Origin of the sequence: Streptomyces roseoverticillatus (genome assembly GCF_000719265.1) — a bacterium.
GTDB lineage: Bacteria > Actinomycetota > Actinomycetes > Streptomycetales > Streptomycetaceae > Streptomyces > Streptomyces roseoverticillatus.
Genome location: NZ_JOFL01000027.1, coordinates 40,156 through 57,303, shown reverse-complemented (window position 1 = coordinate 57,303; position 17,148 = coordinate 40,156). Strand labels below are relative to the sequence as shown.

The 17,148-nt window shown below is 72.1% G+C and carries 16 protein-coding genes and 1 pseudogene; 9 read left to right on the top strand and 8 right to left on the bottom strand.

All coding sequences use genetic code 11. The annotated features are described in order from the left end of the window. Window positions 1–984 carry a beta/alpha barrel domain-containing protein gene (locus tag IF61_RS0127165; RefSeq protein ID WP_281178050.1) on the bottom strand — a complete coding sequence of 328 codons (984 nt, stop codon included), beginning with the start codon at window positions 982–984 and terminating at the stop codon, window positions 1–3. Between the two features lie 977 nt (window positions 985–1,961). Here IF61_RS0127165 and IF61_RS37790 point away from each other — a divergent pair. Together IF61_RS37790 and IF61_RS0127160 are read left to right on the top strand one after the other, a co-directional pair. Continuing rightward, the gene (locus IF61_RS37790) at window positions 1,962–2,492 is read left to right on the top strand and encodes an MFS transporter (RefSeq protein WP_157848687.1); all 531 of its coding nucleotides are present in this window, start codon (window positions 1,962–1,964) and stop codon (window positions 2,490–2,492) included. Beyond that, window positions 2,438–2,965 (top strand): hypothetical protein, encoded by a 528-nt coding sequence (locus tag IF61_RS0127160; protein ID WP_245684641.1) that lies wholly within the window; start codon window positions 2,438–2,440, stop codon window positions 2,963–2,965. Before IF61_RS37790 ends, IF61_RS0127160 begins: the two co-directional genes overlap by 55 nt. Before the next feature lie 72 nt (window positions 2,966–3,037). On the opposite strand, the gene IF61_RS0127155 is transcribed toward IF61_RS0127160, so the two are convergent. The 3 genes from IF61_RS0127155 to IF61_RS0127145 form a co-directional block, all read right to left on the bottom strand. After that, a complete protein-coding gene (locus IF61_RS0127155; RefSeq protein ID WP_052393092.1) occupies window positions 3,038–3,271 on the bottom strand; it encodes a hypothetical protein in 234 nt (77 codons plus the stop codon). A gap of 277 nt (window positions 3,272–3,548) precedes the next feature. Beyond that, complete coding sequence (locus IF61_RS0127150; RefSeq protein WP_030369162.1) at window positions 3,549–4,868, bottom strand: aminotransferase-like domain-containing protein; 1,320 nt, start codon at window positions 4,866–4,868, stop codon at window positions 3,549–3,551. A gap of 109 nt (window positions 4,869–4,977) precedes the next feature. Further along, window positions 4,978–6,327 (bottom strand): erythromycin esterase family protein, encoded by a 1,350-nt coding sequence (locus IF61_RS0127145; RefSeq protein WP_052393091.1) that lies wholly within the window; start codon window positions 6,325–6,327, stop codon window positions 4,978–4,980. Between the two features lie 168 nt (window positions 6,328–6,495). Between IF61_RS0127145 and IF61_RS0127140 the strand changes: the two genes are divergently transcribed. The 4 genes from IF61_RS0127140 (at window position 6,496) to IF61_RS0127125 (ending at window position 10,280) form a co-directional block, all read left to right on the top strand. Continuing rightward, entirely contained in the window at window positions 6,496–7,110 is a 615-nt protein-coding gene (locus IF61_RS0127140; RefSeq protein ID WP_030369160.1) for a TIGR00645 family protein, read from the top strand. 281 nt (window positions 7,111–7,391) lie between these two features. Next, on the top strand, window positions 7,392–8,723 hold the full coding sequence (locus IF61_RS0127135) for an alpha/beta hydrolase (protein ID WP_052393090.1): 1,332 nt from the start codon (window positions 7,392–7,394) through the stop codon (window positions 8,721–8,723). Window positions 8,724–8,989: 266 nt separating this feature from the next. After that, window positions 8,990–9,385 carry a hypothetical protein gene (locus IF61_RS0127130; RefSeq protein WP_157848686.1) on the top strand — a complete coding sequence of 132 codons (396 nt, stop codon included), beginning with the start codon at window positions 8,990–8,992 and terminating at the stop codon, window positions 9,383–9,385. A 79-nt stretch (window positions 9,386–9,464) separates the two neighbouring features. Beyond that, window positions 9,465–10,280 carry a hypothetical protein gene (locus IF61_RS0127125; RefSeq protein ID WP_030369157.1) on the top strand — a complete coding sequence of 272 codons (816 nt, stop codon included), beginning with the start codon at window positions 9,465–9,467 and terminating at the stop codon, window positions 10,278–10,280. Window positions 10,281–10,301: 21 nt separating this feature from the next. On the opposite strand, the gene IF61_RS0127120 is transcribed toward IF61_RS0127125, so the two are convergent. Next, window positions 10,302–10,967 (bottom strand): LysE family translocator, encoded by a 666-nt coding sequence (locus IF61_RS0127120; protein ID WP_030369156.1) that lies wholly within the window; start codon window positions 10,965–10,967, stop codon window positions 10,302–10,304. Between the two features lie 66 nt (window positions 10,968–11,033). Here IF61_RS0127120 and IF61_RS0127115 point away from each other — a divergent pair. Beyond that, window positions 11,034–11,645 (top strand): annotated as a pseudogene (locus tag IF61_RS0127115) (saccharopine dehydrogenase); the annotation flags it as partial. 101 nt (window positions 11,646–11,746) lie between these two features. On the opposite strand, the gene IF61_RS0127110 reads toward IF61_RS0127115, so the two are convergent. Next, window positions 11,747–12,289: an RICIN domain-containing protein gene (locus IF61_RS0127110; protein ID WP_157848685.1), complete on the bottom strand. Its 543-nt coding sequence runs from the start codon at window positions 12,287–12,289 to the stop codon at window positions 11,747–11,749. A gap of 348 nt (window positions 12,290–12,637) precedes the next feature. Between IF61_RS0127110 and IF61_RS0127105 the strand changes: the two genes are divergently transcribed. Beyond that, window positions 12,638–13,840, top strand: coding sequence for a saccharopine dehydrogenase family protein (locus IF61_RS0127105; protein WP_030369154.1), 1,203 nt, complete (start codon window positions 12,638–12,640; stop codon window positions 13,838–13,840). Window positions 13,841–13,901: 61 nt separating this feature from the next. Here the strand turns inward: IF61_RS0127105 and IF61_RS37860 are convergent, their stop codons facing one another. After that, window positions 13,902–13,979 carry a 50S ribosomal protein bL37 gene (locus tag IF61_RS37860; protein ID WP_483855231.1) on the bottom strand — a complete coding sequence of 26 codons (78 nt, stop codon included), beginning with the start codon at window positions 13,977–13,979 and terminating at the stop codon, window positions 13,902–13,904. Between the two features lie 39 nt (window positions 13,980–14,018). Then, window positions 14,019–14,984: an alpha/beta fold hydrolase gene (locus IF61_RS0127100; RefSeq protein WP_078660529.1), complete on the bottom strand. Its 966-nt coding sequence runs from the start codon at window positions 14,982–14,984 to the stop codon at window positions 14,019–14,021. A gap of 151 nt (window positions 14,985–15,135) precedes the next feature. Between IF61_RS0127100 and IF61_RS32790 the strand changes: the two genes are divergently transcribed. After that, the gene (locus IF61_RS32790; protein ID WP_030369152.1) at window positions 15,136–17,139 is read left to right on the top strand and encodes a glycosyltransferase family 2 protein; all 2,004 of its coding nucleotides are present in this window, start codon (window positions 15,136–15,138) and stop codon (window positions 17,137–17,139) included. The last annotated feature ends 9 nt before the right edge of the window (window positions 17,140–17,148 follow it).

Below are 17,148 nucleotides of genomic sequence, written 5' to 3'. Positions count from 1 at the left end.
TTACTCCGTCTCGAGGAAGGACTTCGCAATGGCTTCGATGTCAGCGCTCGACAGGTCCTTCTGATAGGCCGTCGGCTTCACCGCTTCCATCAGCTGCACGGGGCTGAGCGAGTACTTTTCGGCCGCGGCGGTGATGGCGGGGAAGTTCTTGGAGTGCAGCCCGTACAGTGCGCCGAGAACCTGCAGCTCGCGGTCGGCCTTGAGCGTCTCCAGGCGGGAGACGCAGTGCTCGCTGGTGTGGGCGAGTGCATCCGTGTTGTAGATGCGCTTGCCTTCCTGCAGCTCCAGCACCCCGGCCATGTGCTCGAGCACGGCGTTGCCGGCATCCCGGCCGAGCCCCGCCAGCGTGCAGTCCACGATCGAGGCGCCGTTATCCATCGCGGCCAGGGAGTTCGCGTTGGCCAGACCCAGGTTGTTGTGCCCGTGGAAACCCAGCGGCGTCTTCAGCTGACGTGCCGCCTCGCTGAAGAGCTGTGCCGTGCGCTCGGGGAGGAACTGTCCCACTGAATCGACGAAGTACAGGCCATCGAGATCGCAGGAGTTCTCGATCCGGGTGGCGATCTCTACGGCCTTTTCGGTGTCGTAGACATGGGACTTCATCAGGTTGACGAAAACCGTCAGACCGAGATCTTTGGCACGGGCGACATGGTCGTACACATTCTCGTACGACGTCATGTCGGACCCGATGCGGGTGTACTTCATCCCGGCGTCGGCCAGCGGTTCCAGATCCGCGGGGGACGTGTAGTCCGCCACCGCGAACATGCCCCAGTTGACGTTCTCGGGCAGGAGCCGCGAAGCGATCCCGCACCACTCCAGATCGGTGATGTTTGATTCGGCGATCGTGTTGCCCCTGATGCCCAGGCCATGGCCGACTTCAATCCATTCCACACCCGCCGAACTGATCTCGGCGAGCAGGGTCTCGATCGTCTTCATATCGAACTGGAAATTAACGGAGTAAGCACCGTCACGTACCGTGCAGTCCATGATCGTGTGCTGGTGCGGCTGCGGGAGTGGTGTGCGCCTCTGGTTCATTGGCATGACTCTCTGCTTGTTGGTCACCTATTGACAACGCGATGCGCGCGGCAAGTAGGCCCGGAACAGGGGAGAGGCCGTTACGGCCGATCACTGAAATCGGCCTCGGCGGCGATGAAGATGCTCGGCAGGCGGGCAGCACGATGTGACCGTGCTGAGACAGGGCAGTTCGCGAAGGGAAAGTCAGCGGACGGCAGCGTGAAATCGTTGTGCCGTAATATTTAGGCCGGCGTTGAAGCCGGGAAGCAAGGCGGGCGTCGCCATGGCCGCATTGACGTCTGCCGGCATGGATACTGACTCGGCGAAGACGGAGTCCCGCTGAGACTCCGGTCTAAATCTTCAGGCATGCTCACGGCAGTCTTCCCCCGACTGTCACGACTGTTGAAGTGCGCGGATCGTATGAGCCGGCCCCGTGTGGCCAGCCTCGGTGATCACTAAAGCAAGATGCCCGTGTACCCCGCAACTACCTTTGGGTTTCTTGAAACGTTCTTTACGCGGTTTGCTATCCGAGGTGGTGCTGCCTACCGGCCCTCGATGTGCCGTCTGTCCGCCGCCGTCTGATTTCGTCGAGAGCATCCCGGTGGCGGGGGATTCCGGCCGGGCGTGCGGGGCCCGGTGAACGCATCGGAAGTCCGTCCGGCCGCGGCCGGTGCACTGGCTGAATGTGTCCTGGGCATCGCGGACAATTTACTCACCGCCGCCTTCTTCGCCTTCAACGACCGGCGATATTTACTCCGGTAGTAGTTCGCTGTCACTGCTGGTCAGGTGCCTGTTTTCGAGTGCAGTCGGCAGACTGGCCGTCATATGGCGGAAGTTCGTGACCGCGGAATGCCGCGCCCGTCAGGCGCCGCGGCCGGCCGGGACCTCTGCTGCTGCACACCCCGGCGCCGGGCACGGGGGCCGGGGAGCGGCTGGCCGCGCTGCTCGGCGTGCCGGAGCCGGCCGACCGCTTCGGCCGACGCCGCGTGTTCGCCGCGGGCGGCGTGCTGTTCGCGGCGGCGTCGCGGGTGAGCGCCCTGGTGGCGGACGGCGTCGTGCTGCTGGACGTGGCGCGCGGCGCGGCCGGGGCCGGCGCGGCTGCCGCCCTGCTGACCGGCGGCAGTTCCCTGCTGGCTGCGGCCTTCGACGGCGCGGCGCGCACGCGGGTGTTCGCCGCCGTGGGCATCGTGACGGGCGGCGGGCTCGCTCTGGGGGCCATGGCGGCGGGGGCACTGGCGGACGCCCTGGGCCGGCGGTCGTGTGGGCGAGCGCGGTGGTCTGTGCGGCCCTGTCCGTGGCGATCGCCACCATGCTCCCCCGCCGGCCCGCCCGTTCGGGGTTCACTGATTCGGAGGCACGCGCCTCGTGATGTTCTGATACGTCTACGTACGCACAGCGCTTCTACGTACGCAGAATACTTCTACGTATGCACAGCACGCCGGCCGTCACGAGACGGCGGGACAAGGGGGATCCGGCCGTGAACAACGCCAGCATCGTCATCGGGATCGTGATCGTCGCTCTGGTGATACGCAGACAACTGCGCACCCGGCCCGTGCACGGCAAGGGCGGTGTGGCGCTGCTCGGATTCCTCGGTGTGATGGGGGTGCTCGCGTTCGCCTTCGGGGTGGCCTCCGTGGTGAAGGAGCACGCGCTGGGCGCCGCCACCATCGCCCTCGTGGCCGCGTGCTTCCTCGTCGCGGCCGGGTTCGGCGTGGTGCGGGCCCGCACGGTCACGGTGTGGCGGGCGCCCGGGGGACAGATGCTGCGCAAGGGGGCGCCGGCCACCACGGCCCTTTGGCTCGTCTCCCTCGCGGTGCACATCGGCCTCGACAAGTGGATCGATCACACCACGCGGACCGGTCTGCTCGGGGCCTCGACCGTCTACCTGTACCTGGCAGTGACCCTCACCGTGCAGGACTTCCTGGTACGGCGCCGGGCCGCGTCCGTGGCCTGAGGGCGCGGCGCCGCGCCAGGGAGATGATGCCGCCCATCCGCCTGGGCTGACGCCGCCGCACGGCCGGCGGGCTCAGCCCGCAGCATCGGCCCGCGGCACCGCGCCCTTGAGCCGGCCTTCCGGCAGCCTGCGACCGAACGCGAACAGGAGCAGGTCCTGCACCGGGCCGGTCAGGGTCGCACCGGTGCTGAAGGGCCAGTTGAGCTCGTCGGCCCGCAGCTGAAGGCCGGTCAGGTCGGCGCCGAAGAACCGTGCGCCCTTGTACGTCACGCTGTCCAGGAGCCCCCGCAGGCGGTCCTCGGGCACCTGCCGGTCCAGGCCGGGCGCGACGGTGACCTCACCCCGGCGTCGGCATCACGCTCACCGAGGACACCGCCGAGCGGATGCCGGCCGCGCTGGTCCGCGGCGAGCTGGTGAGCCCTTCCTTGAGCCCGTCACCTTGAGCCCGTCACCTTGAACTCTTCCGGGACAGGGCAGCGGAGAAGGGCCCGCCGCCGCAGACGAGGCCGAGGAGATGACCGTTCCCGCAGCCGACTGCCGACTGCCGACTGCCGACTGCCGACTGCCGACAGCCGGCCGCCGGTCACGGACCTGCTGACCGCCCGGCGGTGGCCGCCGCGCCGAAGGCGTCGCGCAGCCTGGTCGCCTCCGCGACGACTTCGCCGAGGCGCCGGACGCCCTCGCGGATGCGCTCCGGCGGCGGGTAGCAGAACGACAGGCGCATGTGGGACCGCCCGCCGCCGTCGGCGAAGAACCCGGTGCCGGGCACGTAGGCGACGCGCGCGGCGAGGGCCCGCGGCAGCATGGCCTTGGCGTCCAGCGCGCCCGGCAGCGTGGCCCACACGAAGAACCCGCCGGCCGGGGTCGTCCAGGTCACGCCCGGGGGCATGTACGCGGTGAGGGCCTCCAGCATCGCGTCGCGCCGTTCGCGGTACATCTCCCGGAAGGCCTTGAGCTGTTCCGGCCACGGCTGGGTGCGCAGGTAGCGGTCGACGGCGAGCTGGGTGAACGGCGACTGGGACAGGATCGCCGACTCGGCCGCGAGCACCAGCTTGTCGCGCACGGCCGCGGGGGCGAGGGCCCAGCCGACGCGCAGCCCGGCGGCGAAGGTCTTGGAGAACGAGCCCAGGTAGACCACGTCGTGACCGCAGGCCGCGTCGGCCCGCAGCGCGCGCACCGGCTCGCCGTCGTAGCGCAGCAACCCGTACGGGTTGTCCTCCAGGACCAGCACCCCGGCGCGCCGGCAGACGTCGAGGACGTGCGGCCGCCGCGCGGCCGGCAGCGTCACGCCGGCCGGGTTCTGGAAGGTGGGCACCGTGTAGAAGAACTTGGGGGTGCGGCCTTCGGCGCGCAGCCGGGCGAAGACGGCGGCCAGCGCCTCGGGGACGACGCCGTCGCCGTCCATCGGCACGTGCGCGATGCGGGCCTGGTACGCGGCGAAGGTGTTGATGGCCGTCACATAGGTGGGCGCTTCGGTGACCACCGTGTCGCCCGGGTCGAGGAAGACCCTGGCGACCAGGTCCAGGGCCTGCTGCGAGCCGCTGGTGACCACGACGTCGTCCGGGCGGGCGGTGATGCCCTCCAGGGCCATGACGTCGCAGATGCTCTCCCGTAACGACGCGACGCCCTGCGCGGACCCGTACTGGAGCGCGACCGCCCCCTGCCGCAGCACGAGGTCGGCCGTCACGGCGCTGACGGCCTCCAGCGGCAGCGCCGAGACGTTCGGCATCCCGCCGGCCAGCGACACCACCTCGGGCCGGGCGGCGACCGCGAACAGGGCCCGCACCTCGGAGGCGATCATCCCGCTCGTACGGGCGGCGTAGCGCCCCCGCCACGGGTCGGGCGCCGGGTGTTTCCCGTGCGAACCTGGCGAACCTGACGGGTCGTCGGACTGCGTGTGCATCGGCCGGGCTCCCTCACCATGACCTCGGAACGGACCCCGAGGGTAGTGAGCGGAGCGGGCGGCGGAACCGGCCCTTCACCCGTGCGGGTGAAGGGCCGGAGGGGCGCGGCTACTGTGCCGGAGGCACCGGCACGGACGCCCGCACGTGGTGCAGATGCACCACGACGTCGAACGCGCGGCCCAGCGCGAGCGGCGGCGTGGGCTCGTTGGGGTAGCGGCCGGGGATGACGAACGTGGGGCGCGCCGTGGTCAGCCAGCCGTTGACGACCGGGTCGCGGCCGGCGGCTCGCAGGTCGACGTAGAAGTCGCGGTGGCGCACCTTGCCGAGGGTGTACTCGTTGCTGCCGGGGGCGGCCGGGCCGACGCTGTACGTCCCCGTCCCGCCCGTCGCCGTCCGGGCGCGGTAGTCGCCGCCGTAGAGGGAGGTGCCGACGGCGAGGTACTTGCGGCCGGCGAGCTCGCGCAGGTCCGCGCCCATCGTGACGGGGTAGGCCTCGGGCATCACGGTCTCGTACGAGACGTGACCGTCGTGGGCCGAGACGGCGATCCGCTCGCCGGTCCGCCGCTGCCACCACACGGCGGTCTCCGCCATGGTCCGGTCGCGCAGGCGGCTCGCGGCCTTCGCCTGCGCCGGGTCGCTCCAGTCGACGGTGTACTCCGCGGCCATGTGGGAGAGGACCCGGGCCTCCTGCAGCACCCAGGGGTCCTGCTTCCCGGCCTTGGACAGCAGCTGGTAGGCGGCCTCCGCGTCCTTCGCCATCGTCTTCTTCTCGGCGAGCGGCAGGGCGTTGTACGCCGCCATGCGCGTGGCCACGCCGGCGGGCAGGGCACGCAGCGCGGCGTAGCGGCGGCGGAGTTCGGGCAGGAGGGCGGATTCGTTGTGCTCCGCCCAGGTGAGGATGCGGTCGTACTGCTCGGGGCCGGCGTCGGAGTAGTCCAGGCCCACGATCCGGAGCTGGTGCGCGCCGCTGCGGTTGTACTCGCGCATCCAGCTGAAGAGGTGGGCGAGTTCCTCCGTGTTCAGCAGGGAGTACCCGTCCTGGAACTCGTCGCGCATGATCTGCCGGACGTCGCCCTCGCCGGTGCGGAGGTACGTGTTCAGGCGGACGGCCGCGGACCAGCTGATCTCCATGGCGTACGCGGAGAAGCCCTCGCGCTCGGCCAGTTGCCGGAACAGCCGCTCCTTCACGGTGAAGACGTCCTTCGAACCGTGCGAGGCCTCGCCGAGGCCGACGATGTCCGCGCCCCGGGTCATCCGTCCGAACGCCCGCAGGTCGTCCGCGGACCCGCCGGGCTCGGTGCCGCGCAGCGGGTGGGCGTACCGCTCCAGACCCGCCACCACGGCGCGGTCGTCACCGGCGGCGGCCGGGGTGGTGCGGGTCCCGGCCGCGGACGTGACCGCCGCCGCACCGCCGGCGGCCGGGCCCAGAAGGGCCGTCAGGGCGAGTGCCGCGGTCATGGCCGGTACCAGGGAACGCCGTCGTGATATGTGTGCCATGCAGCTTTTATACAGGGTGCCGCAACTCCCTCACCTACACGAGGGAACCGCACCCCTGTCACCTGTAGACCGCACCCGTCTGGGCAAGCCTGCTCTGGGTGCGGCACGCACGTGACGAGGGGAGACAGGGTGAAGGCTCGCGGCGGGTATGCAGCGGAGGTCCACGGTCCGGCCGACGGGGCGGCGGTTCCCTCGCTGGGGTACGCCCTGTTCGCCACCCGGTGGCTGCAGGCGCCGCTGTACTTCGGGCTGGTGGCGGCGCAGGCCGTGTACGTCTACGAGTTCTTCGGCGAGCTGTGGAGCCTGGTCCACGGCGTGCTGAACGGCCGGACGGACGAGAACACGGTGATGCTGGCCGTGCTCAAGCTCGTCGACGTCGTGATGATCGCCAACCTCCTGATCATGGTGATCGTCGGGGGCTACGAGACGTTCGTCTCGCGCATCGGCCTGCAGGGCCACAAGGACCAGCCGGAATGGCTCTCGCACGTCAACTCCAACGTGCTCAAGGTCAAGCTCGCCATGGCCATCGTCGGCATCTCCTCGATCCACCTCCTGCAGATGTTCGTCAACATCCACCACACGTCCCGTCAGGAGCTCGTCTGGGGCACCACGATCCACATGGCCTTCATCGTCTCCGCCTGCATCCTCGCCTTCATGGCGGGCCCGATGGAGGCCCGGGCCGCCTCCCTGCACCACGGGCCGCACGCCGTACCGGAGCAGCAGCCCGCGCATCCGGCCGGCTGATCGCGCTCACCGGCGCGCAAGGGAAGCGTCGTCGCAAATCCCGCTTGCTCGCCTGATCGCAACCGGGTTGGGATAGGCCCATGAACAAGACCGGACTACGGCACGCCCCGCGCCCCGTACGCCGACGCGTGGCCCTCAGCGCCCTGACCTTACTGGTGACGACCGCAGTCGCTCCCGCCGCTCAAGCAGCCTCCGCTCAAGCAGCCCCCGATCCCACGTCTTCTGTTGCGTGGCAGCCATGTGCCGAAGCGCCGGCCGGATACCCCGTCCAGTGCGGCACGATGCGCGTTCCGCTCGACTGGAAGAAGCCGGCCGGGGAGCGGACCGACGTCAAGGTCGCCCGCGTACCGGCCCGTGACCAGAAGCACCGCGTCGGAGCGCTGTTCTTCAACCCCGGCGGCCCCGGCGGGGAGGGCGCCTCCATGCTCGCCTACGGGTACGCGGACACCCTGTTCAAGGGGCCCCTGCGGGACCGGTTCGACATCGTCAGCCTCGACCCGCGCGGAACCGGAGGCAGCCGGCCGCTCGACTGCGGGCCCGTGCTCGACCCCGGCCAGGTCGTCCTGCCCAAGAGCGCCCGCGAGTACGAGGAGATGAAGCGGAACAGCCGGGCCCGGGGCGAGCGGTGCCTGGCCCGGCACGGCGACCTCGTCCGCCACGTCGACACCGCCTCGGTCGCCCGCGACATGGACGCCTTCCGCGCCGCGCTCGGCGAGCGGCGTCTCAACTACCTCGGCGTGTCCTACGGAACCTACCTCGGCGCGACCTACGCCCAGCTGTTCCCCCAGCGGATCCGGGCCATGGTGCTGGACGGCCCGGTCGACCACGCCTCGGGCCCCACCCGCTTCATGCTCGAGGAAGCCGCCGTCATGGAGGGCGAGTTCGACCGGTTCGCCGCATGGTGCGCCCGGGACACCGCGTGCGCCCTGCACGGCGAGGACGCCGGAAAGGTCTACGACCGGGTCGTGGCCCGGGCCGACCGCACCCCGATCCCCGCGCCCGGCGCGAAGGGACGGCCCGCCGTCAACGGCGACTGGATCCGTATGGCCCTGCCCGACCAGCTCGTACGCATCCGCCTGCTGGAGGACGCCGTGGGCATCGACGCGTGGGCGAAGCTCGCCGAGCGGCTGGCCGCCGCGGACCGGCACAACGACGCCACGGGCCTCGTCGAAGGCGGAAGCTACGTCGGCAAGCAGGACAGCGCCTACACCGCCGTCTCCTGCCTGGACCTCCCGCCGCAGTTCACCGGCTACGCCGACGCGGCGGTCCGCCTCGCACAGGCCCGCAAGACCGCTCCGCGCACCGGCGCGGCCGTGGAGGGCTGGGTCATCTCCGCCAGCTGCGCGGACTGGCCCGTCAAGGCGACGAGCCCGTGGCAGCCGACGACGGTGCGCGGCGCGCCCCCCGTCCTGATCGCCGCCAACACCCACGACCCGGCCACGCCCCTGGCCGGCGGCCGCCGCCTCCAGCAGGAGATCGACGGCAGCCGGCTGCTGGTCACGGACGTGAACGGGCACGTGTCCTACTTCAACTCCGCCTGCGCGCGGGAGCGCGAGACCGCGTACCTGATCAGCACGAAGACCCCGGAACAGCTCACCTGCCCGGCCCCGTAGGCCCCCTTCACGGCCCCATGTGCAGGAACGGCGCCCACACGCTCGGCCGGTAGGGATGCTCCGCACGGAGTTCCAGGACGGCGTGAGGGGGCGCCGCGTCCCGGCCGGAAGCCGTCGGAGCGCACTGCCGCAGGGCGCCGACGGCCTTGTCCAGGTCGCCCCCCGTGCCGGGCCGTCAGCCGGATCCCGGAGCGACGTCCTCGCACGCGCATGTCGTACGTCTATGCTGAACGCGGCATAATGCCGGGCCAGTTGGGGGGCTGGGAATGGACGAGCGAAGCGCGCTGGGTGAGTTGTGCGGCCTGCTGCCGGAGCTGCGGGAGCGCTGGAGCGGGCCCCGGCTGGACCTCTTGGAGGAGGGCATCGAAGGGCTGCGCGCCGGGACCGTCTCCGCCTTCGAGGTGTGCGCACGGGCCGGGATCCCGCTCCCGCCCGTCACCCGCGGCACCGTGCCGCCCGCCCCTGACGTCTACAGCCCCTTGCCCGGCCTGGAGCGGCCCCGCATCCCGGCCGGCACGTACGCGTGTCCCCGGCGGCAGTGCAGCCGGCGTGAAGGGCGCGACGCGGACGGCAGGGTTCCCGCTTGCGTCCTCTTCGAGGAACCCCTGCGGCTGCGGACCGGCGGCACCGGCTCCACCGGCTCCACCGGCAACGGCGGCTGACGCGTGAGCCGAGGACAGCGCGAAGCCGGCCGGCGGGACGGATGAGGGGCGGCCCGGCGGGACCGGTGAGGGGCGGGCCGTGGGCGGCTTCCTGACCCACCTGGCCGACAAGCTGGCGGAGAAATGGCTCAGCCTGCTGGTCCTGCCGGGCCTGCTCTTCCTCGCGGCGGCGTCCTGCGCCCGACTGCTGCACCACGGCGCCCCCTTCGACCATCGGCCCCTGACCGCGGCACTGCGGCACGCGGGGCCGCGGCTGCACGAGCCGGCGTCCGCCGTCCTCGCGCTGACGGGCGTGCTGCTCACCGCGGCCGGAGCGGGCCTGGCCGCGCGCTGCCTGGCCGCGGTCGTGCAGCGGGTGTGGACCGGGCCTTGGCCCGCCTGGGCCGCGGCGCCGGCCCAGGCGATCACCCGCAACCGCCGCGACCGTGCCGCACGGTCGCCCGAGCCCCCGGCCATCACCCGCTACCTGCCCGCCCGCCCGACCTGGATCGCCGACCGCCTGCGGCTCGTCGACGACCGGGTGCACGCCGAGTACGGGCTGCGCATCGCGCTGCTGTGGCCCCGCCTGTGGCTGGTCCTCCCGCCCGAGCAGCGCGCTCCCGTGGACGCGGCGCGCAGGGCGTTCGCCGAGGCGGCCGCCCTCACCGCGTGGGGCCTGCTCTACCTGTCCCTCGGGCTCGCCTGGTGGCCGGCGGGCCTGGCCGGCCTGGTGGCCGTGGTGACCGGGGTCCGGCAGGGGCGGGCCGGCGCCGCGGCCTTCGCCGACCTGGCCGAGGCGGCCGTGGACGTCAACCAGGAGCTGATCGCCGGCCTGTTCGGCCTCACGCTGCGGGATGGACGGATCGCCCCGGACGACGGGGACCGCGTCAACGACCGCCTCAACAAGGGCGCGTGACCGGCCGGGCGGGACCTCGGGTCAGTCGCCCAGGGCGAGCCGGACCCCGAAGGCGGCGATGACGGTGCCGGTGATCCGGTCCAGGACCCGGCGCGCCGAGGGCTTCCGGAGGGTGGTGCGGAGCGCCCGCGCGAAGGCGATCAGGACGGCCGCCCAGAGCGAGGCGAACACGATGTGCACGCCGGCCAGCAGGGTGCCGGTCGCCACGTGCGGGGCACCGGCCGGGATGAACTGCGGCAGGACGGCCACGTAGAAGGCGCCCATCTTGGGGTTGAGCAGGTTGGTCACGACGCCCCGCCGCCAGCCGGCCCGGAAGCCGCCGACTTCCACCGTGTCGGCGTCATCGGAGGACTCGGCGGGCTCGGAGGCGCCGGAGTCCGCACCGGCGACCCGCCGGCGCAGGGCCGGTATGAGCATCCGGCCTCCCATCCACACCAGATAGGCGGCACCCACCCAGCGGAGGATCGTGTAGGCGAGGTGGGAGGCGGTCAGCAGGGCGGTGATGCCGAGCGAGCTGAGCACGCCCCAGGCGAGGGTGCCGGTCTGGATCCCGAGCACCACGCCCCAGGCGCGCCTGCGGTGGCCGAGGGCAGCGGTACGCAGGATGAGGGCGGTGTCGAGGCCGGGCGTGAGGGTGAGGAGCCCCACGATCAGGGCGAAGGATCCCAGGGCGGAGAGTGTGATCATGGGCGGCCACTGTACTGCCGGAACCGCAAACTCCCTATTTCCTGCCCGGAATCGGGCAGAAATCCAGCGATGCGCGACTGGACCGAGGCCGACGAGGCGCACATCGCGTACGGGCTGAACAGCTGGGAGCCCACGGAGGGGACGCGGGCCGCGGGCAAGGTCTCCGTGGAGCGGGGTGGTGGCCGCCGCGTCCGCTTCAGGAACGGGCAGCTGGAGTACCACAACGACGACCTGCCCACCGTGAAGTGGACCTTCTCCGACCCGATGGGGCCGCGGACGGTCGTCGGCGAGTTCACGATGGCCGACGTCGTCACGATCCCCAGCCACCTGCCCATCCCCGAGGTGCGCACCTACATGACGACCGAGGCGGTCGGTGGCGTCCTGGCCCCGGACACCCCGGCTCCCACCGCCGTCGACGACCACGGGCGCTCCGCGCAGACCTTCCTCGTCGACGTCGTCGTCCGATCCGGTAACACCGAACGACGCGCCGTAGCCCGCGGCCAGGACATCTACGCCGTCACCGCGCCCCTCGCAGTCGAAGCGGTCCACCGGGCCGGCGGGCGCATCCTCACCGGACAGACCCGCACGGTCGGCGTCGCCAGCGCCGGCGAACTCTTTGACGCACCCGGCTTCCTGCGCGCTCTCTCCCCGCACATCACCCTGGAACTGCGCTCGTAACAGGGCGGCGAGGCGGCGGCGGACGACAGCACTGAACCGCGTCCCCTGCGGAGCTGCCGGACGGCCGGGGTCCCCCTGGGACTTGGGGGACCCCGGGGAACCTAGGACGATATCGCCCACTTCAGCTGCGCGGGCGCCGACGCCGGGCTGCCGGTGTACTTCGTGGTGTACGCGGGCGCCTTGCCGTAGTCGTCGCCCCCGCTGCCGAGGTACCAGCCGTTCCCCTCGTTCTTGATGAGCTTCGTGGAGGCGTCGTAGGACCACTTGAGCTGCGGGGGAGCGGAGGCCGGGTCGCCCGTGTACTTCGTCGTGTACGCGGGGGCCTTGGCGGACGAGGAGTCGCCGCCGCTGCCGAGGTACCAGCCGTTCGCCTCGTTCTTGATGAGCTTGGTGGAGGCGTCGTAGGACCACTTCAGGTTGCCGGGCGCCGACGCCGGCTCGCCCGTGTACTTGGAGGTGTGCGAGGGCGCCTTCGCGGAGGAGGTGTCACTGCCGCTGTCGAGGTACCACCCGGCCCCCTCGTTCTTGATCGGTGCCGGTGACGGGGAGTCGGCCCGGCCCGTGCCGGGGGCCAGGACCACCAGTGTGGCGGCGGCTACGAGGATCGCGGACCGCCGGGCGAGCGGGAGCGGGTGCACTGGCATGGTCGTCCTGCCGTTTCTGCGCGTGGTGTCGGGGAGGCGAACGGTTCGCCCCTGAGAACCGCGCTGTCCGCACATGAGCATGGGGCCGGCGGCCGGCCGTACCGACCGGAACCGGCCCCCACCACCGGTTCGTGCATGGGCATACGGCTCCGCCGCGTGCGTGGCTGCGGCGCCGCGCGTCCGGGGGCGCCGGGCGTGCGTCCGGGGCCGGGGCCGGCCGGAAGCGAGGCGTCGGCGTTTCCTGAGCACGCGTCAGCCGGATGTGGACAATGGGTTCGATGCTGTTCGGACGTGAGAAGGGACGTATGCCCGGTGACTTCGATCGCAGCGGACTCGGCCGGAGGCTCCATGAACCGGCGGGACGGCTCTGAACGGCCGTACGACCTTGTGCTCTTCGGTGCCACGGGGTTCGTCGGGCAGCTGACCGCCGAATACCTGCTGGAGAACGCCCCGGAGGGGTTCCGGTGGGCGCTCGCCGGGCGCAGCCGGGTGAAGCTGGAGCAGCTCCGCGAGCGGCTGGCCGCGCTCGACCCCGTACGGGCCGCCGAGCCGGCCCTCGTCACCGCGGATGCGGCCGACCCGGCCGCCATGCGTGAACTGGCCGGGTCCGCGCACGTCGTCGCCTCGACCGTGGGCCCGTACATCCGCTACGGCCGGGAGCTGGTGGCGGCCTGCGCGGAAGCCGGCACCGACTACACCGACCTCACGGGCGAGCCGGAGTTCGTGGACCTCACCTACGTACGTCACGATGCCGAGGCCCGCAGGACCGGCGCCCGGATCGTGCACGCCTGCGGCTTCGACTCGGCGCCGCACGACCTCCTCGCGTACTTCACCGTCGGGCGGTTGCCGGAGGGAGTGCCGCTGACGGTCGACGGCTTCGTTCGGGCGTCGGGGCTCGTCTCCGGCGGGACGCTGGCCACGTCGATGCTGATCGCCTCGCGGCAGCGGCAGGCGAAGGCCGCGGCGGAGGAGCGGAGCCGGTACGAGCCGCGCCCGGCCGGGCGCCGGGTCAGGGCTCCGCTGGGAGCGCCGCGGTTCAGCAAGGAGACGGGCACGTGGGCGCTGCCGCTGCCCACGCTCGATCCCCAGGTCGTACGCCGTTCGGCCGCGGCGCTGGAACGCTACGGCCCCGATTTCCGCTACCGGCACTACGCGTCCGTGAAGACGCTGCCCATGGCGCTGGCCGGGCCGGTCGGCGTGGGCGCGCTGGCGGCCGCCGCGCAGGTCGCTCCCGTCCGCTCCTGGATCTCCCGCCGCTACGAGCCGGGCCGTGGGCCGAGCGCGGAGCAGCGGGCCCGCGCCTGGTTCCAGGTGCGGGCCGTGGGCGAAGGGGGCGGGCGGCGCGTGTTCACCGAGGTCGCGGGCGGCGACCCGGGCTACGGAGAGACGGCGAAGATCCTCGCGGAGGCGTCGCTGTGCCTCGCCCTGGACGACCTGCCGAAGACGTCGGGGCAGGTCACGACGGCCACGGCCATGGGGGACGCGCTGATCGGGCGGTTGGAGACGGCCGGGATCCGGTTCCGTGTCCGGCATAGCGACCGACGTGCATAGCGACCGACGTGCATAGCGGCTGACGGGCCGCCCTCAGCGCTGAGGGCTCAGGCCCGTGTGCTCAGCACTGGGGGCGCCTGCCGTGGTTGGCGGCCTTGCGGGCGCGGGCCTTCTTCTTGCGGCGTCGCTTGGAGGACATGCGGGTCTCCTCTCGTGGACCTCCGCCCAATCTATCCCGCTATGACGCGACCTGCCCGTTCTGATCCTGCTGCCCTGCTTTCTCCGGGACGGCTGCCTCCTCCGGGACGGCTGGCTCCTCCGGAACAGCGGCCGCCGCTCCCAGCAGGCGCTCGACTTCCGCCACCACGATGCCGGGTTCCGCCGTCGGCACCATGTGGTCCGCGTGCCGCGCGAGGACGTGCCGCCCGCGGGGCGACTGACCGGCCCGGTGGGCGTGCGCCGCGTTCACGGACGCGCGGGCCTGCGCGCTCATGCCCGGGGTGGGCAGGGTCGCGGAGATGACCGTGACGGGGATGTCGCCGAGGGCCGGCGGGTGGTCGCGCAGGGCGCGCAGGTCCGCCGCGATGCCGGCCTGTTCGGCGCCCATCGTGCGCATCGTCGCGACGGTGAACGCCTCCGCGCGCATGTCGGCGGCGGCGTCGGGCGGCAGGGCGGCGGTCACCTTGCGGAAGAGCAGGCCGAGCAGCCCCAGGCGCGCCAGCAGCAGGGCGGCCCCGTACCGGATCTTCTCCAGGCGGCGGATGGAACGATCGAAGAGCAGGTCGCAGGCCTCGTCCGTGGGGTCGACCAATACCAGGCCGGCGATCCGCCCGGGCCGGGCCGCCGCGGCGAGCCGTACGACGGGGCCGCCCCAGCTGTGCCCGACCAGTACGTACGGGCCCGGGCCGAGGTGGTCGAGCAGCTCGCCCAAGTCGTCGGCGAGCCGGGCGAGACGGCGCTGTCCCGACGGGTCGGGGGCGCTGCGGCCGAGGCCGCTGCGGTCGTAGACCACTGCCCGCGCCGAGCCCGCCACGGCCTGCTGGACGAGAGCCCAGTACGAGCGGACCGACGCCAGGCCGCCCTCGAACACCACCGTCGCGGGGGCGCCGCCGGCCGGGCCTGCGAGCTCCATGAAGTGCAACTCCCGGCCGTCACGGGTCCGTGCGGTACCGGGCATGCCCTGGCTGTGCTGCAGTCGCTGCATCGTGACCGTCCTCGGCGAAGGGGGAACTTAGGTTAGCCTAAGTTACGTGTGAGGTGGTCCCGGTGTCGCCTTTTCCTTGAAAAACCCAATCCGAATTGCGGAAACTGCGGAACTGTGGAGTCCGCGGGGCCCGCGGGCGGAGCCTGTTGCTGTGCCTGCGCCCGAAGTCACGGTCATCATCGCCGCGTTCGACGCCATGCCGTACGTGACCCGCAGCGTCGGCTCCGTCCTCGGCCAGTCCCTGGGGGCGGACCGGATCGAGCTGATAGCGGTCGACGACGGCTCCACGGACGGCACGGCGGGCGAACTGGACCGCCTGGCGGAGCGGGCGCCGCGGATGCACGTGATCCACCAGCCGAACTCCGGCGGTCCGGCGGGCCCGCGCAACCTCGGGCTGGACCGCGCGACCGGGCGCTACGTCTTCTTCCTCGACGCGGACGACCACCTGGGGTCCGAGGCCCTGGAGCGCATGGTCGCGGCGGCGGACGAGAACGGCTCCGACGTCGTCCTCGGGCGGATCGTGGGGGAGGGCGGCCGCCGCGCGCCCGGGTCGATGTTCCGCCGGAACCAGCCCAGGACCGACGTGTTCGCCTCCCGGGTCTACTGGACGCTCAACCCGATGAAGCTGTTCCGCCGCGAGCTGGTCGACCGGCTCCGGCTCCGCTTCGACACCGGCCTGTCGATCGGCGAGGACCAGCCGTTCGTCGCCACCGCCTATCTCGAGGCCGCCGCGATCTCCGTCGTCGCCGACCACGACTGCGTCCACTGGGTCGCCCGCGAGGACGGCAACAACATCACCGCGCAGGAGCACAGCGCGCGGACGCGCGTGGACCTCTTCCGGAAGATGACCGGGCTCGTCGCCGCGCACGTCCCGGCCGGCCCCGGCCGCGACACGCTGATGCACCGCCACTACGCGATCGAACTACGCGACGCCGTACTCCAGCTGAGCCGCGAACCGCGGCGCGAGGTCCAGGGCAAGCTGCTGTACGAGCTGGCCGACCTGGTCGCCCTGCACTGGACCGAGGGCCTGGCCGCCCGCCTGCCCGCCGTGGTCCGCCTGCGGTGCCACCTCATCCGCCGCCGGCTCCTCGGCGAACTCCTCACTCTCGTCCGCTGGGAGCTCGACCGGGGTGCCGCGAGCTACGGGATCACCACCCTCGCCGCCACCGCCGCCGCGGGCCCTGAGATACAGGTCCAGGACGGCCGGGCCTACGCCCTCTACCCGTACTTCCGCGACTCCGCACTCGGCATCCCCGACGACCGCTACGACATCACCACCGAGCTGCGTGCCCGCCACCGCGTCGACTCCGCCGACATCGACGGCGCCGGTCTGCGCCTCGCGGGCCACGCCCGCATCCACCGCGTATCCACGCGCGACGTCACGACCGAGCTCATCCTCCGCAAGCGCGGGACGGCCACGGAGCGCCGCCTCCCGGTCCGCCACACCCCGACGCCGGGCCTGGGCGCCGACGAGGACGGCGGCCTCTACGTGTACGACCTGGCCGGCTACGACGTGACGGTCGGCCTCGCCTCCCTGACGCCCGGCTTGTGGGACCTCTCGCTCGCCGTCGGCGCCCAGGGCATCGTGAAGGAAGTCCGCCTCGGCAGCAGCCGTGCGGATTCCGTGACCACCGCGACGACCACGCTCGTCACCGACGCGGGGACGGCGATCGCCCTCTTCACCACCAAGCCCTACGGCAACCTCACCCTGGACGTGGGCGAGAACCGCCACCGCGTACAGCCGCACCTGCGCGTCACCGGCGCGCAGTGGTCGGCCGGCACCCCCGCCACCCTCGTCGTGAAGGGCCGCTGCAGCCTGGCGAGCCTGCCCCGGGGCGCGTTGACGATCGCCGCCGAGGGCCCGGACGGCAGGACAGAGCACACCCCGGTCGAACCCGCCCCTTCCGACGGCGCTTTCACCGTACGGATCCCTTGCACGACCCCCGGCGAACGGGAACTGACCCTCCGCCTCACCACGACCACCGGACAGTGGTCCGTCCCCGTACCGCCCCAGCCGTCTCTGAAACCGGCCCGCTGGCGGCGACTCGGCCTCCCCTGGTACGCGAAGCCCCTGCCGGGACGTGACGCACTGACCCTGCGCGTCGGCCGGGTGGAACTGCTGAAGGCGGTGCGCAGGCGACTGACGAAGCGCTGAGATCGTTCG

Excerpts from the sequence above, each read along its gene's own strand:
- IF61_RS0127135 (WP_052393090.1), top strand. The coding sequence starts at position 7,392 with ATGCGCGTTCCGCTCGACTGGAAGAAGCCGGCCGGGGAGCGGACCGAC.
- IF61_RS0127105 (WP_030369154.1), top strand. The coding sequence starts at position 12,638 with ATGAACCGGCGGGACGGCTCTGAACGGCCGTACGACCTTGTGCTCTTC.
- IF61_RS0127100 (WP_078660529.1), bottom strand. The coding sequence starts at position 14,984 with ATGCAGCGACTGCAGCACAGCCAGGGCATGCCCGGTACCGCACGGACC.
- IF61_RS0127120 (WP_030369156.1), bottom strand. The coding sequence starts at position 10,967 with ATGATCACACTCTCCGCCCTGGGATCCTTCGCCCTGATCGTGGGGCTC.
- IF61_RS37860 (WP_483855231.1), bottom strand. The coding sequence starts at position 13,979 with ATGTCCTCCAAGCGACGCCGCAAGAAGAAGGCCCGCGCCCGCAAGGCC.
- IF61_RS0127110 (WP_157848685.1), bottom strand. The coding sequence starts at position 12,289 with ATGCCAGTGCACCCGCTCCCGCTCGCCCGGCGGTCCGCGATCCTCGTA.
- IF61_RS0127145 (WP_052393091.1), bottom strand. The coding sequence starts at position 6,327 with ATGACCGCGGCACTCGCCCTGACGGCCCTTCTGGGCCCGGCCGCCGGC.
- IF61_RS0127160 (WP_245684641.1), top strand. The coding sequence starts at position 2,438 with ATGCACAGCACGCCGGCCGTCACGAGACGGCGGGACAAGGGGGATCCG.
- IF61_RS0127165 (WP_281178050.1), bottom strand. The coding sequence starts at position 984 with ATGGACTGCACGGTACGTGACGGTGCTTACTCCGTTAATTTCCAGTTC.
- IF61_RS0127130 (WP_157848686.1), top strand. The coding sequence starts at position 8,990 with ATGGACGAGCGAAGCGCGCTGGGTGAGTTGTGCGGCCTGCTGCCGGAG.
- IF61_RS0127150 (WP_030369162.1), bottom strand. The coding sequence starts at position 4,868 with ATGCACACGCAGTCCGACGACCCGTCAGGTTCGCCAGGTTCGCACGGG.